We start from the raw sequence: 13,163 nt of genomic DNA, 5'->3' as shown, positions 1-13,163 counted from the left end.
AACATTTCGACTTCCGAGTTCAGAGTCCGCCACGACTTCGGAAAGTTCAGTTTCTCCCCGGTGGCGGGACACGGGACCGGATGCGACGCGCGTCTGACGCAACGTTTACTTGTTCGCGCACAATTACCCGCCCATGACAAGCCTCGCGGAGGCCTACGAGGAGAACGTCGGCGAGGTGGGGAACGTCCGACTGCTCTATCTCGGGGTCGGTCTGTTCGCCGTCGGGGTGTCGCTCGTCGTGTTCGCGATTCTGCTCTCCACGACGGACGTTCACTCGGCGTTCGGTCTCGGCACGCTCGGTGCCCGGGAAGTCGCGGGCGTCCTCGCCGGACTCGGCGTTCCGGCGGTGTTCGTTGGTATCTTCAGCGTCCTACCCGCCAGCCAGCGCGTCAGGGCCGCGGCCGCAATCGGTGCGGGGGTCTCGTTGCTCGGCGTCGCGCTGTTCACCCACGCCTACCCGAAGCACTGGGCCGGGTACGGCCGACAGTTGACCCTGCCGGTGGTCGCCGTCTACTTCTTCGGCGCGCTGGTCACGTTCGGGTGCCTGTTCGTCGCCGTGGTCAACTTCAAGACGCGAAACGACCCCGGCGGGACCGTCACGCTCGAAGTGAGCCACGAGGGAGAGGTCCGCACCGTCGAGGTCCGGAAGGGCGAACTGGACGAGTTCGACGACTTGGACGACCTGCGCGCGCTCCGGACGGGACTGGCCGACTCGGCCGCCGGGGACCCCGACAACGACCCCGAACCGGTCTCGCCCGGGATGGGCGGCGTCGGCTTCTTCGGCGACACGCCCGACGGCGAGACGCCGACGCAGACGAACCAACCGGAGCGAGGAGCGCCCGGCCGCGGAAGCGCGACCAGCGACGGCGGGACCGCGGCGGACGACGACATCAGGTCGCCGCTGGACGACGGCGAAGCCCCCGACCGTCCTCACCCGACCACCGACGCCTACTGCGGCAACTGCCAGCACTTCCAGTACGTCCGGACCAACGAGGGGATGCAACCCCACTGCGGCTTCTACGGTCGGACGATGAGCAACATGGACGCCTGCGAGGAGTGGGAACCGAACAGTTGAGGCGCGGACGCGGACCGCCGCGGCGAACGTGTTCTGGAAACGGTAATTGTCGGTCGAACTGTTGATGCTCACACATGGTCGAGATGCGTGTGAACAGACTCGGCGTTCTAGGCGTTCTGGGGGTCTTCGGCGTCTGGGCGAACGAACCCGCGCTGTTCGCACTCTTCGCGCTCTTCGCCCTGTTCGGGTCCGACCGGACGGTCCGCGTTCCGGCGACGCGGGACCGAAACGAGAGTTAGCGGTCCGAGAGCGTCTCTTCGACCGACGCCCAGTGGCTCCCCATCCAGAAATACTGGTCGCACTCGGGGCACCGCCAGACCCGGAACTCGTCGGTGTCGGGCGCGTACTCCGGCGTCTGTGCACCCGGCGTGACGGCCACCAACTCCGCGTTGCACTCGGCGCACCGCGTCGGGTCCGAGAGTTCGAGTTCGAACCCCGCGTCGGAGAGTTCTCGGAGTTGGTCGGTCACCGGTTTCGTCGTCAGTAGCAGTCCGTCGGCGCGCTCGGCCAACTCCGCGTCCCGAGTCACGAGCAATCGTCCTTCCGATTCCGCGAGAGCCAGCAGGTCGTCGTCGGCCTCGACGCCTCCCGGGTCGTCGCATCGCTCCTCCCCGCTCGTCCGTTCCGAGGCGCTTCGCGCCTCGCGGTCCAGCGCGTACGCCGCGTCGTACCCGCACATCCGGAGGTACGTCGCCAGTTTCCCCAGCATCGCGTCGAGCAGGAGCGCCGACTCCGCGGGCGTTCGGGTCGGCATCTCAGTCGAGGAACTCCCGCACGCCGTCGGCGTCGCGGGTGTTCAGGATATCGTCGGCCTGCGCCCACCCGCGCCGGGCGGTGTGGACGCCGTACCGGACGTGTTCGTACTCCGCCGGGGAGTGGGCGTCGGTGTCGATGGCGATGGTCGCGCCCTCCTCGACGGCCTGCTTGACCGCGCTCCCCCAGAGGTCGAGACGGTAGGGACTGCTGTTGACTTCGAGGGCGGTACCGTGGTCGGCGGCGGCGCGGGCCACCACGTCGATGTCCAACTCGACGCCGGGGCGCTGGTGTATCATCCGCCCGCTCGGGTGGCCGACGATGTCCACGCTCGGGTGTTCGATGGCGGCGACGATGCGGTCGGTGGCGTCGCCTTCCAGCGCGCTGTGGGGCGAGGCGACCACGCAGTCGAGGTCGGCCAGCAGGTCGTCGCTCACGCTGATGTCGCCGTCCCTGTCGATGTTGGCCTCGACGCCCGCGAAGACGGTGATGGGGAGGTCGTCGGCCATCGCCCGAATCTCGGCCAACTGCTCGCGCAACTCCTCGTCGTCCAGTCCGACGCCGCCGACCATCCCCGGTCCGGTCGCGTGGTCGGCGACGCTGATGTAGTCGTGGCCGAACTCGGCCGCGGCCTCGGCCATCTCCGCGACGCTGAACCCGCCGTCGGACCACTCGGTGTGGAGGTGGAGGTCGCCCCGGATTTCGCCCTCCTCGACGAGGTCCGGCAGGTCGCCGTCCGCGGCGGCGGCTATCTCCCCGCGGTCCTCGCGCATCTCGGGTTCGATGTACGGCAGGCCGACCGCTTCGTACATCCCCGCCTCGGTCTCGCCCGCGACGCGGTCGCCGACTCGCTGGCCCGAATCGGGGTCTTCGACTTCCGAGACGTCGTCGGACGAGTCCGACGAGCCGTCCGAGCCGAGCTCGGAGACGTCGAACGCGCCGTACTCGTTGATTTTGAAGCCCCGGTCGATGGCGTAGTTCCGCAACCGGATGTTGTGCTCCTTGCTCCCGGTGAAGTACTGGATGGCGCTCCCGAACTCCTCGGGCACGACGACCCGGAGGTCCACGCGCTGGCCGTCCGAGCGCACGCTGGCCTTGTCGGTCCCGGCCTCGATTACCTCGTCGGCCTCCTCCCACTCGGTGAACGCGTCGATGACCGCCTGCCGGTCGTCGCTCCCGACCAACACGTCGATGTCGCCGATGGTCGGTTTCCACCGCCGGAGCGACCCCGCGAGTTCGCACCGGCCCGCCTCCGGAATCGCCTCGAAGAACTCCAAGGCGGCCTCGCCGACGGGACGGGCGTCGCCGAGCAGCGACCGGCCCTGCGACTCGCGGGCGAACTGGATACCGTCGAGGATGTTCTGTTCGGTCTTCTCGCCGAACCCGGAGACCTCCCGAATCCGTCCCTCGCGGGCGGCGTGTTCGAGGTCGTCTAAGTCCCGCACGTCGAGCGCCCGGTAGAGGTCGCCCACCGTCTTGGGACCGACGCCCTCGACGCTCGTGAGTTCGGCCATCTCGACCGGCATCTGCTTGCGCTCGTCCTCCAACTGCTCGAACGTGCCCGTCTCGACCGCCTCCACCACCTTCTTCGAGATGGACTCGCCCACGTCCTGAATCCGCTGGACCGCCTCGGGTCCCTCGGCGGCCAACTCCTCGATGGCCTCCGGGGAGTCGCGGATGCTCTCGGCCGCCCGCTCGTAGACCTTCGGCTTGTAGTCCACGCCCTGCGCGGACAGCAGGTCGGCGTACTCTTCGAGTAAGTCGGCGATTTCGGCGTTGCGTGTCATGAGTGAATCCGTCGCGTGTTCGGGGTGAGTCTGTCTGCGGTCGGGGTCAGAGGCGGCCGCGACTGCTCGCGTCGTCCCGGCCGAGCGCCTGCTTGAGGAACGACATCCACCGCTTGCGGTCGGCGGCCTCCTGGGCCTGTTCCTCGCGTTCGAGGTCGGTCGGGCCGAGGTTCTGGAGGGCGTTGAGCGCGCGGTCGATGCCCACGATGGCGTTGACCAACTCCTCGCCCTCCGCTCGCGTGACGTCGCCCTCTTCGAGCAGTTGCTTGCGCTGGAGGCGCTCGCGCCGGAGGTTCTTCTTCGCCCGGTCAACGCGGTCGCGCTCGCCCGCGGGGACGGTGTCCCGGCGCTTTATCTCGAAGACGAACTCCCGGAGGTCTATCGACTCGCCCTGCACGTCGATGGTCTCGGGGATGTCCGCCCCGACCGTCGCGCCCTCGCGCTCGACGCGCTCCAGCAGTTGTTTCCGCTCGTACTCCTTCACGCCTCCATCTCGGTGGTCCAGCGTCAAAAATTCGCCGGGAAGGGAGGGTCGGACCGGACGGGCACCGACCCGAGTCTGGCGGCCGCGCGTCGCAGACACGGGCGGGAACTGCCGATACATGCGCTCGGAGCATAATCGCCCGGCGGCGCTATGATTGGGTTCAAAGCATACATGCGTGGGCTGATTACGGGGGGCCATGAAGAAGCCCGGCGAAGTGTTTGCGAACGCGAGCGTCTACGACCCCGGCATCGAGGCCATCGTCCCGCGGTACGACGAACTCCACGACGCGCTGCTCAACGCCCCGCCGCAGGACCGAGACGAGTCGATTCGCGTCCTCGAACTCGGCGCGGGGACCGGCGAACTCACCACGAAACTCCTGACGCGGTTCCCCGACAGTAGCGTCCTCGCGGTGGACCACAGCGACCAGATGCTCGACGAGGCCGAGCGCAAACTGGAGACGTTCGGCGACAGGGCCACCCTCGAACGCGGGGCCTTCCCGGACGACTACCCGTCGGCCTCCGGCGAGTACGACCTCGTGGTCTCGTCGCTCGCAGTCCACCACCTCGACGAGACCCGGAAACAGACCCTCTTCGACGCCATCTACGAGTCGCTGGTGCCCGGCGGGTGGTTCCTCAACGGCGACGTGATTCGCTTCGACGCGCCTCATCTCGAAACGCTGTCGGGCGAGATGATAGAGAACTGGGTGCGCTCGAAGGGGTGGCGCGAGGACGACTTCATGGAGGAGTGGGAGGCCAGCGACGACTACGACGACCCCTCCTCGCTGACCGACCAACTCGTCTGGCTCCGGGACTCGGGGTTCGAGGCGGTCACGTCCATCTGGCAGTACTACAACTTCGCGGTGTACGGCGGCAAGAAGTCGGAGTAAGCGGTTCGGGGCGTCGAGAGTCTCGGAATATCGAGCGTGGGGAGGTATCGAGGGTCTCGGGGAGTCGGAACGACCGGCAGAGAGACCGGGGCCAAAGAGCGCCGGACCGCTTCGGACCCGAATTTTAAGCGGACGCGGTCGGTTCGTCCTCACATGGGAAGCGACGGCGTTTCGGTCGTCCGGACCGAGGTGGACGGTCACGAATCGGCGCTGCGGGGGCTACTGCTGGACTACTACGAGTTCGCCGACCGGGAGGCCCGGGCGTACTTCGACGAACTCACGGGCATCGACATCGAGGCGGCCGTCGAGGACGACATCGACCGACTGGAGAGCGCCGCGGTGGACGACCCCCTGTTTCTGGCTCGCGACGGCGACCGAATCGTCGGGTCGGTCCAGTTGAAGCGACTCGACGAGACCACCGCCGAGGTCAAGCGGTTGTACGTCACCCCCGACTACCGGGGGACGGGAATCGGCCAGCGACTCATGGCGGAACTGCTGGACGGTGCGGAGCGCGACGGGTTCGAGACGCTTCGACTCGGTGTCGGGCCGTCCCTCGACGCGGCGCGGTCGCTGTACGAGGACCTCGGCTTCGAGTACACGTCCCGGTACGACCAGAGCGGTGCCCCGGAAGCGGTCGGCGACGAGTGGGGGTTCATGCGACGATCGCTCGACTGACGCCGATCCGGAACCCCCTGAATTCAGACACTTCCGATTTCCGGCTACCTCGTTCCGGCGGGGAAGGCGACGACCCAAATCCCTTTCAGGTCCGACCCCCAAGAGTCCGACAATGGCGCAGTGCGACGTGTGTGGCGAAAGCGAGAACATGCCGTACGAGTGTCGGCGGTGCGGCGGCACCTTCTGTTCGGCCCACCGACTCCCGGAGAGTCACGACTGCCCGGGGCTGAACGAGTGGAACGACCCGGACGGCGTGTTCGACAGTGGTTTCGACGACACCGTGAACGACAGCGGTCGGGCGGGCGGAATCACGGACAGAATCGGCGTCAACACCGGACCCGGCGGCCCACTGGGGTACTTCCGCGGGAACATGACCTACGTCCTGTTGGGGCTGATGTGGATCACCTTCGCGCTCCAGTGGATAGTCCTCCTGGTCGCGCCCCAACTCCACCAGACGCTGTTCGTCCTCCAGTCCGACCACCTCTTCAACGTCTGGACGTGGTTCACGTCCATCTTCAGCCACAGTCCGACCAACTTCCTCCACATCGTCTTCAACAGCATGGTGCTGTACTTCTTCGGCCCCGTGGTCGAGCGCCGGGTCGGCAGCAAGAAGTTCGCCGTCCTGTTCCTCGTCGCGGGAGCGATAGCCGGACTCGCGCAGGTCGGCATCTACGCGGTGATGAACCCCGCCGCCCCGGCGACCGGCGTCCTCGGCGCGAGCGGCGCGGTCGCGGCGGTGCTGGGCGTGCTGACGATTCTGAACCCGAACCTGACCATCTACCTCTACTTCGTCCTCCCGATGCCCCTCTGGCTGGCGACCACGCTGTTCGTCGGCTACTCGGTGTTCGTCAGCGCCGCTGGCGGCATCGGTGCGGGCGGGGTCGCCCAGTTGGCCCACCTCGCTGGCGTCGGCATCGGTCTGCTGTACGGCATCAAACTCAAGCGAGAGGGCGAGCGCGCGCCCCAGCAGTTGCAGGTCGGCGGCGGCCGGGGACCGGGCGGTCCCGGCGGCCCCGGCGGTCCGGGCGGACGATTCTAACCCCTCCGCCTCGTCTGTTCTTCCATGACGCCAGTTCATCCCGAGTTCGTCCCCGACCCGACGCTCTCCCGCGAGGAGATGGAGCGACTCCAGCGCGACATCGCCGACGTCGCGGGCTTCGAGGACGACTTCGCGTTCGACCCCGCGGCGGTGCGGGCCGACCCGACCGACGACGGCCAGACCGCGCTCGGCGCGGCGACCGACGACGCCGAACCCCCGGTGGTCGTCGGCGTTGACCAAGCGTTCGTCGACGCGTTCTCCGAGGACGCGCTCGCGGTCAGCGCCATCGTCGCCACGCGCGGCAGCGAGGTCATCGAGGAGGTCCACGCGGTCGAACCGACCGAGATACCCTACGTCCCCGGACTCCTCTCGTTCCGCGAGGGCGGGGCCATCCTCTCGGCGTTCGAGAAGTTGACGGTCGACCCCGACCTCGCGGTCTTCGACGGGAGCGGACGCATCCACTTCCGACAGGCCGGAATCGCCACGCACGTCGGCGTCACGCTCGACGTGCCCGCGGTCGGCGTCGCCAAGAACCTGCTCTGCGGTCGGCCCCGCGAGTCGCTGGACGAGTACCTGCCGCAGGGCGCTCGCGTCGCCATCGAGGCCGACGACAGCGTGACCGCACCGTCGGGCACGGTCATCGGCTACGCCTACCAGTCCCGGCAATACGACAATCCCGAGACGCGCCACGTGAATCCCCTCTACGTCAGTCCCGGCCACCGCGTGAGCGCCGAGACCACGACCGACCTCGTGGAACGCCTCTGTGCGGGCTACAAACTGCCCGAACCAACCCGACTGGCCGACAACTACGCCGACGAAGTGAAGGCCGAAGTCCGCGACTGAGGTCGGCGCTCGGTGAGTCGTCCGTCGGAGCGAACGACCGGGCGGTGCGGCCAACAGGTCCGCCGCTAAACTCGCTATCGCTTACACGTCCTCGGGGAGCCGTAGTGCGACGCCCGATGACACCCCGAAGCGACGAAATTTATCTGTCCGGACCGCGACAGTGCGAGCGTGACCGAAACTGTCCTCATCACCGGTTGTTCGTCGGGCATCGGGCGCGAGACGGCGCACTGCTTCCTCGAAGACGGGTGGGAAGTGTACGCGACGGCCCGCAACCCCGCCGACATCCAGTCGCTCGGCGACGCTGGGGCCAACGTCGCCACGCTCGACGTGACCGACGAGGACGACGCCGAGCGCGTCGTCGAGCGCATCGTCGACGAAGAGGGGCGCATCGACTGCCTCGTCAACAACGCGGGGTACGCCCAGCTCGGTCCCGTCGAAGACGTGACGACCGAGAGCGTCGAGAGCCAGTTCGAGGTGAACGTCTTCGGTCCTCACCGCCTGCTTCGCGAGGTTCTGCCCCACATGCGCGACCGCCGGACCGGGACCGTCGTCAACGTCTCCAGCGTCTCTGGCCGACTCGCCACGCCCGGCATGGGCGTCTACAACGGGTCGAAGTTCGCCATGGAGGGAATCAGCGACGCGCTGCGACCCGAGGTGTCGGAGTACGGTATCGACGTGGTGCTGGTCGAACCCGGCCCGGTGGACACCGCCTTCGCGGAGCGCGCCTCCGACGAAGTCGAGGGGTTAGAGCGCTCGGACGCCTACGAGACCCTGTACTCGGTTCTGGACGACACCGAGGCCGTCGGCGGCGGCGGTCCGGGCGCGGTGGCCCCCCGCAGGGTGGCCGAGACGATTCTGGACGCCGCGAACCTGACCGACCCCGCCGCGCGCTACCCGGTCGGACAGGTGGCGAAGGTGGCGATGCTCGGTCGGTTCGTCCCCGCGAAGTTGCGCGACAAGTTCTACAGACTCGCGCTCTCGCTGGTGGCGAAGAATCCGCTCGGGGACTGAGTGCTCACTCGGTCGCCCGGCGCGCGAGCATCGCGGCCGCGAGGAGTGCGACCACCGACGCGCCGACCGTGAATCCCGGCGTCTCGCCACCGGAAGTGGTCTCGGCGTTCGTCTCTGCGTCCCGTTCGTCCTCGACCGCCGCCTCGCTGGCCGAGTCGTTTCGCACCTCGAAGTTCAACGTCAGTCCGTCGTACTCACGCGCGGCGCTCTTGTTTCCGACCGGGAAGTACGTGATGGCGGCCCGGAGCGTGTACGTTCCGGGGTCGGACCCGACCACCTTCGCCGAGATGTCCATGGTCTCGCCGGGGTCGATGACGAACGTCGAGGTCGGGAGACCGCCGCCGCTGCTCTGCACGTCGCTTCCGCCCTGAATCCGGATGCCGCTGGGCACCTGAAGGGTAATCTGGACCTTCGTGGGTTCGTCGTTGGTCACGTCCGTCGTGAACGCGCCCGCGAGTCGGCCCGGACTCCCGGGTGCGATGACCGTTTGGGGAGCGTAGAGGCGAGCGACCTGAAACAGTTCGCCCCTCGCGAACGACTTGCCGTTCGTCCCGTCGCTCGACGACGACGCCGTCGATTCGACGGTCTCGGTCGTCTCCGTCACACCCATGGACGAGGGCGACTCCGCCGTGGTCGTCGTGGTAATCGCCTCGTCGCCGACCGGAATCGTCCGGACCCGTTTGACCGTGCGCTCGCCGTTGTCGGTCACCCGGAGCGTGACGGTGTGAGCGCCCTCGTCCTCGAACGTGAAGGTGTTCTGGGACCCGTAATACTCGTAGTAGCCGTCGCCGTCGAAGTCCCACTCGTAGTCGGTAATCTGGCCGTCGGCGTCCGCGGACGCCCCGGCGTCGAACGTCACGGTCCTGTCGGGACTCGGGTTCGACGGCGAGTACGTGAACGAGGCCTCGGGGGCCGAGTTCTCGACCCGAATCGTCCGGGTCCGCTTGACCGTGTGCTCGCCGTTGTCGGTGACCCGGAGCGTGACGGTGTACGTACCGGCGGTGTCGTAGGTGAAGGAGTTCTGTGACCCGTAGTACTCGTAGTAGCCGTCGCCGTCGAAGTCCCACTCGTAGTCGGTGATTTGTCCGTCTGCGTCCGAAGACGCTCCGGCGTCGAAAGTGATGGCGTCGTCGGGACTCGGCTTCGTCGGCGAGTAACTGAACGTGGTGTTCGGTGCGTCGTTCTGCACCGTCACCGTCCGCACCTTCTTGCTGGTCGCTTCACCGTTGTCGGTGACCCGGAGCGTAACCGTGTAGGTGCCAGCGGTGTCGTACGTGAAGGAGTTCTGGGACCCGTAATACTCGTAGTAGCCGTCGCCGTCGAAGTCCCACTCGTAGTCGGTGATTTGCCCGTCTGCATCCGAAGACGCTCCGGCGTCGAAGGTGATGGAGTCGTCGGGACTCGGACTCGACGGCGAGTAACTGAACGAGACGTTCGGCGGTTCGTTCCCGACGGTGACCGTCTTCGTCTCCTTGGTGGTCATGCCGCCGTTGTCGGTGACCCGGAGCGTGACGGTGTAACTGCCAGCGGTGTCGTAGGTGAAGGAGTTCTGGGACCCGTAGTACTCGTAGTAGCCGTCGCCGTCGAAGTCCCACTCGTACTCCTCGATGGTCCCGTCGGCGTCCGAGGACGACGCGGCGTCGAAGGTAATCGACTCGTCGGGCACCGGGTCAGACGGCGAGTAGTCGAACGCGGCGGTCGGCGCGTCGTTCGTCACCGAGACTGTCTGGGTCGTCTCGGCGGTGTTGCCGTCGTCGTCGGTAACCCGGAGCGTCACCACGTACTCGCCCGCCGAGTCGAACGTTCGCGTGACCGTCGCCCCGTAGTGTTCGTAGTAGCCGTCGCCGTCGAGGTCCCACTCGTACTCGTCGATGGTCCCGTCGTCGGTGGACGACGAGGCGTCGAACGTCACCGTCTCGTCGGGCACCGGGTCCGACGGCGAGTAACTGAACGACGCCGTCGGCGCGTTCCCGGCGGCCGACGCGCCGACGGTGGTCACCCCGGCAGTCGCTCCCATCGACAGTACACAGACCAATACCCAAAGATACGTCAGAGATTCCCGTCGTCTATTCATCCAATCCGGTATTTAAAACTGAGATATATAAATATTCGAGAGACGGAACGCGAGTCAGTCGAGACACGACGCCACGAGCGCCAGCATGCGCTCGCCCCGCACTTCGTCGGCGAGCAGGGGCACTCGCTTCACGTCGTGGCCGCGGAAGACGTCCTGCGCTCGGGCGAGGGCGTCCTGCTGGACCTCCCACCGGCGCTGGCAGAACTCGCAGGTGTCGAGGTTTGGCGAGACGAAGGCGTCGGTGTCCTCGCTCGTCACGCCGCCCGACTCCGCCTCACCGGCAGTCGAGCGCGGTTCGACGACGTCCGCGAGGTCTTCCATCACCTTGTTGACGACCACGGTGCCGACCGGCACCCCGAACTCCGAGAGTTGGTCGAGCAGGCGCTCGGACTCGAAGACGCTCATCTCCTCGGGCACCATCACGACCCGGAAGTCGGTCTTGCTCGGGTCCCGGAGGGTGTCGCGGAGTCGCTCGATGCGGTCGCTGAGTTCGTCGAGGTCGTCGAACCCCTGCTCGGGGTTGGCGTCCTCGCCGCCGAACATCCCCTTCATCCCCTCCATCATGCCCTGGAACTTCTGCTTGAGCTTCATGATGCGGCCCAGCATCGTGTCCATGAGTTCGGGCAGTTCGAGGAGTCGGAGGGTGTGGCCGGTCGGCGCGGTGTCCACGACCACGCGCTCGAAGCGCGGGTCGTCCATGAACTCCAGTAGCTTCTGCATCGCGGCGGCCTCGTCCGCGCCCGGCATCGGCCCGCCGAGCAGCGCGTCCATCGGGTTGCCGTCGCCCATCATCTCGCCGAGACCGCCGAGCGGCCCGGACTGGTCGCCAGCGCCGGTCCCGGCGGAACCGTCCGCCGAAGACCCGCCGGTCCCGGCACCGCCCGCCCCGCCTCCGGCCGCCCCGCCGAAGACCGCGTCCCCCTCTTCGAGCGCGGCGTCCGGGTCGATTTCGGCGGCGTAGAGCGGCACGTCCTCTCGGATGCGCTCGGGGGTCGCCGGAATCTCGGTCTCGAAGGTGTCCGACAGCGAGTGAGCGGGGTCGGTCGAGACGACCAGCGTGGCGGTGCCGCCGCGGGCGCTCGCCAACCCCGTCGCGGCCGCCATCGTGGTCTTCCCGACGCCGCCCTTCCCGCCGTAGAGGACGTACTCGGGCGCGTCGATGCCCACCGGAACGTCGCTCTCGTCGATTCGCTCGACCGGCTCCACGTCGAGTTCGGTCATTGCCGGAGGGTAGTGAGTCGGGACTTGTGTACTCGTCGGTCCGCCGCGTCCTCGTCCCGCGAGAAGCCATCGACCACCGGCACGGCGGAGTTCCGTCGCCTCTGCGGAAGCAGGGAGACAGTGCCCAGAGACTACTGACTGCTCCGGTCAGCAAGTCCGCACTGCGACTGCACCGCAACTGCGCCTCCCGCACTGCTCAGAGTCCGTCACGAACGTCGGCCACGTCGCTACGGGAGACTTCGAGAATCTCCGCGGGCGTCAGCGCCACCTCGCGCCACGCCGGAAGCCGCCGGTCCTCGCCCGGCGGGGCGACGGCCTCGGCGTAGATGTCCACCTGCTCGCGCTCCTCGCCGCGGTCGTAGTCGAGACCGTTGAACCCCGCGTCCGCGGCGTACTGCTCGACGAAGGTCTGGGCGGTCCGCCGGTAGCGCTCGGGCAGGGCGTCGTAGTCGGGGGTCACGCCGTGGGACTCGACCGCCCGGAGGAGCGCCCGGCCGACGTGACGACTCATGTCCGAGAGACCGGTCGGTCCCGAGACCGCCCGGTGGTCGTGTTCGTACCGGCCGAGGTCCACCTGCGCGGTTCCCTCGAACCCGGCGTAGCCGAACGCCTCGCCGAGCGTGCCGACCTCCAGCCCCCAGTGGCGCTCGACCCGGAGCGCGCGGACGAAGTCGGCGGTGGCCCCGAACTCCCCGGCCAGCGCGTACCGGAACGACGCGAGGTAGTCGAGCACCGCGGCGTCGGGATGAGCGTCGGCCAGCGCCCGGACCAGCGGCGCGTAGAACAGGCGACAGAGTCGGCCGTAGAGACGCCCGTTCTCGACGCGGGCGTAGTACCCCTTCGAGAACTCGTAGCCCCGACTCAGGGGGAACAGCAGTCGGGCAACGTCGCCCGCCTCGTACGTTTTGGCGTCGGCGTCGTGGACCACCACGTACTCGCTGCGCGCGGCGGCGATTCCGAGCGCCAGCCACACGTCCCGGCCCTTCCCGGCCTCGCCGTTGAGACCGTACTCGTCGAGGCGGTCGGTGACGCCCGGCCCGTTGCACCACACCACCGACAGCGGCAGGTCGAACCCCGAGAGCCAGTCGCAGAACGCCCCGACCTTCTCGGGCGGCGCGCGCAGGGCCACGACCACCTCGCCGGGCGCGACCGACTCCAGTTCCGAGAGGACGCGCTCGGCCGCGAGTCCGGCGTACTCGCGCTCGGTCATCGGGACGACCACCGCCGCGCGGTCCGTCGGGGCGTCGGGGACGGTGCCCGTCAGGTCGTGCAGCGTGGCGACGCGCTCCTGTCCGTACTCCATCGCGTGACGGTT

General features: G+C 67.9%; 13 protein-coding genes. 7 read left to right on the top strand and 6 right to left on the bottom strand.

Annotated elements, in window-relative coordinates; translation table 11 throughout:
* Window positions 1-133: 133 nt before the first annotated feature.
* Together NGM06_RS09590 and NGM06_RS09585 are read left to right on the top strand one after the other, a co-directional pair.
* Complete coding sequence (locus NGM06_RS09590; RefSeq protein ID WP_254266746.1) at window positions 134-1,075, top strand: cell division protein CdpA domain-containing protein; 942 nt, start codon at window positions 134-136, stop codon at window positions 1,073-1,075.
* A gap of 74 nt (window positions 1,076-1,149) precedes the next feature.
* A complete protein-coding gene (locus NGM06_RS09585; protein ID WP_254266745.1) occupies window positions 1,150-1,314 on the top strand; it encodes a hypothetical protein in 165 nt (54 codons plus the stop codon).
* Here NGM06_RS09585 and NGM06_RS09580 read toward each other — a convergent pair.
* Genes NGM06_RS09580 through NGM06_RS09570 form a run of 3 tightly spaced genes read right to left on the bottom strand, consistent with a single transcriptional unit; the run spans window position 1,311 to window position 4,099 of the window.
* Window positions 1,311-1,829, bottom strand: coding sequence for a Mut7-C RNAse domain-containing protein (locus NGM06_RS09580; protein WP_254266744.1), 519 nt, complete (start codon window positions 1,827-1,829; stop codon window positions 1,311-1,313). The two genes, NGM06_RS09585 and NGM06_RS09580, sit on opposite strands and share 4 nt — an antisense overlap.
* A gap of 1 nt (window position 1,830) precedes the next feature.
* A complete protein-coding gene (locus NGM06_RS09575) occupies window positions 1,831-3,615 on the bottom strand; it encodes a DNA polymerase/3'-5' exonuclease PolX (protein WP_254266743.1) in 1,785 nt (594 codons plus the stop codon).
* A 46-nt stretch (window positions 3,616-3,661) separates the two neighbouring features.
* Window positions 3,662-4,099 carry a DUF5788 family protein gene (locus NGM06_RS09570; protein ID WP_254266742.1) on the bottom strand — a complete coding sequence of 146 codons (438 nt, stop codon included), beginning with the start codon at window positions 4,097-4,099 and terminating at the stop codon, window positions 3,662-3,664.
* Between the two features lie 196 nt (window positions 4,100-4,295).
* Between NGM06_RS09570 and NGM06_RS09565 the strand changes: the two genes are divergently transcribed.
* The 5 genes from NGM06_RS09565 (at window position 4,296) to NGM06_RS09545 (ending at window position 8,553) form a co-directional block, all read left to right on the top strand.
* A complete protein-coding gene (locus NGM06_RS09565) occupies window positions 4,296-4,985 on the top strand; it encodes a class I SAM-dependent methyltransferase (protein WP_254266741.1) in 690 nt (229 codons plus the stop codon).
* Window positions 4,986-5,138: 153 nt separating this feature from the next.
* Window positions 5,139-5,660: a GNAT family N-acetyltransferase gene (locus NGM06_RS09560; protein WP_254266740.1), complete on the top strand. Its 522-nt coding sequence runs from the start codon at window positions 5,139-5,141 to the stop codon at window positions 5,658-5,660.
* A 112-nt stretch (window positions 5,661-5,772) separates the two neighbouring features.
* Window positions 5,773-6,699 (top strand): rhomboid family intramembrane serine protease, encoded by a 927-nt coding sequence (locus NGM06_RS09555; RefSeq protein ID WP_254266739.1) that lies wholly within the window; start codon window positions 5,773-5,775, stop codon window positions 6,697-6,699.
* Between the two features lie 24 nt (window positions 6,700-6,723).
* On the top strand, window positions 6,724-7,542 hold the full coding sequence (locus tag NGM06_RS09550; RefSeq protein WP_254266738.1) for an endonuclease V: 819 nt from the start codon (window positions 6,724-6,726) through the stop codon (window positions 7,540-7,542).
* Window positions 7,543-7,710: 168 nt separating this feature from the next.
* Window positions 7,711-8,553 carry an SDR family oxidoreductase gene (locus NGM06_RS09545; protein ID WP_254266737.1) on the top strand — a complete coding sequence of 281 codons (843 nt, stop codon included), beginning with the start codon at window positions 7,711-7,713 and terminating at the stop codon, window positions 8,551-8,553.
* Window positions 8,554-8,557: 4 nt separating this feature from the next.
* Here NGM06_RS09545 and NGM06_RS09540 read toward each other — a convergent pair whose 3' ends face one another.
* The 3 genes from NGM06_RS09540 to NGM06_RS09530 form a co-directional block, all read right to left on the bottom strand.
* Window positions 8,558-10,570: a PKD domain-containing protein gene (locus tag NGM06_RS09540; protein ID WP_254266736.1), complete on the bottom strand. Its 2,013-nt coding sequence runs from the start codon at window positions 10,568-10,570 to the stop codon at window positions 8,558-8,560.
* 111 nt (window positions 10,571-10,681) lie between these two features.
* Window positions 10,682-11,848 carry an ArsA family ATPase gene (locus NGM06_RS09535; protein WP_254266735.1) on the bottom strand — a complete coding sequence of 389 codons (1,167 nt, stop codon included), beginning with the start codon at window positions 11,846-11,848 and terminating at the stop codon, window positions 10,682-10,684.
* Window positions 11,849-12,044: 196 nt separating this feature from the next.
* Entirely contained in the window at window positions 12,045-13,151 is a 1,107-nt protein-coding gene (locus NGM06_RS09530; protein WP_254266734.1) for a glycosyltransferase family protein, read from the bottom strand.
* Between the last annotated feature and the right edge of the window lie 12 nt (window positions 13,152-13,163).

Origin of the sequence: Halorussus aquaticus (assembly GCF_024218795.1) — an archaeon.
Lineage (GTDB): Archaea > Halobacteriota > Halobacteria > Halobacteriales > Haladaptataceae > Halorussus > Halorussus aquaticus.
The sequence above is the reverse complement of the archived record's forward strand: the minus strand, read 5'-3'. Positions and strand labels throughout refer to the sequence as shown.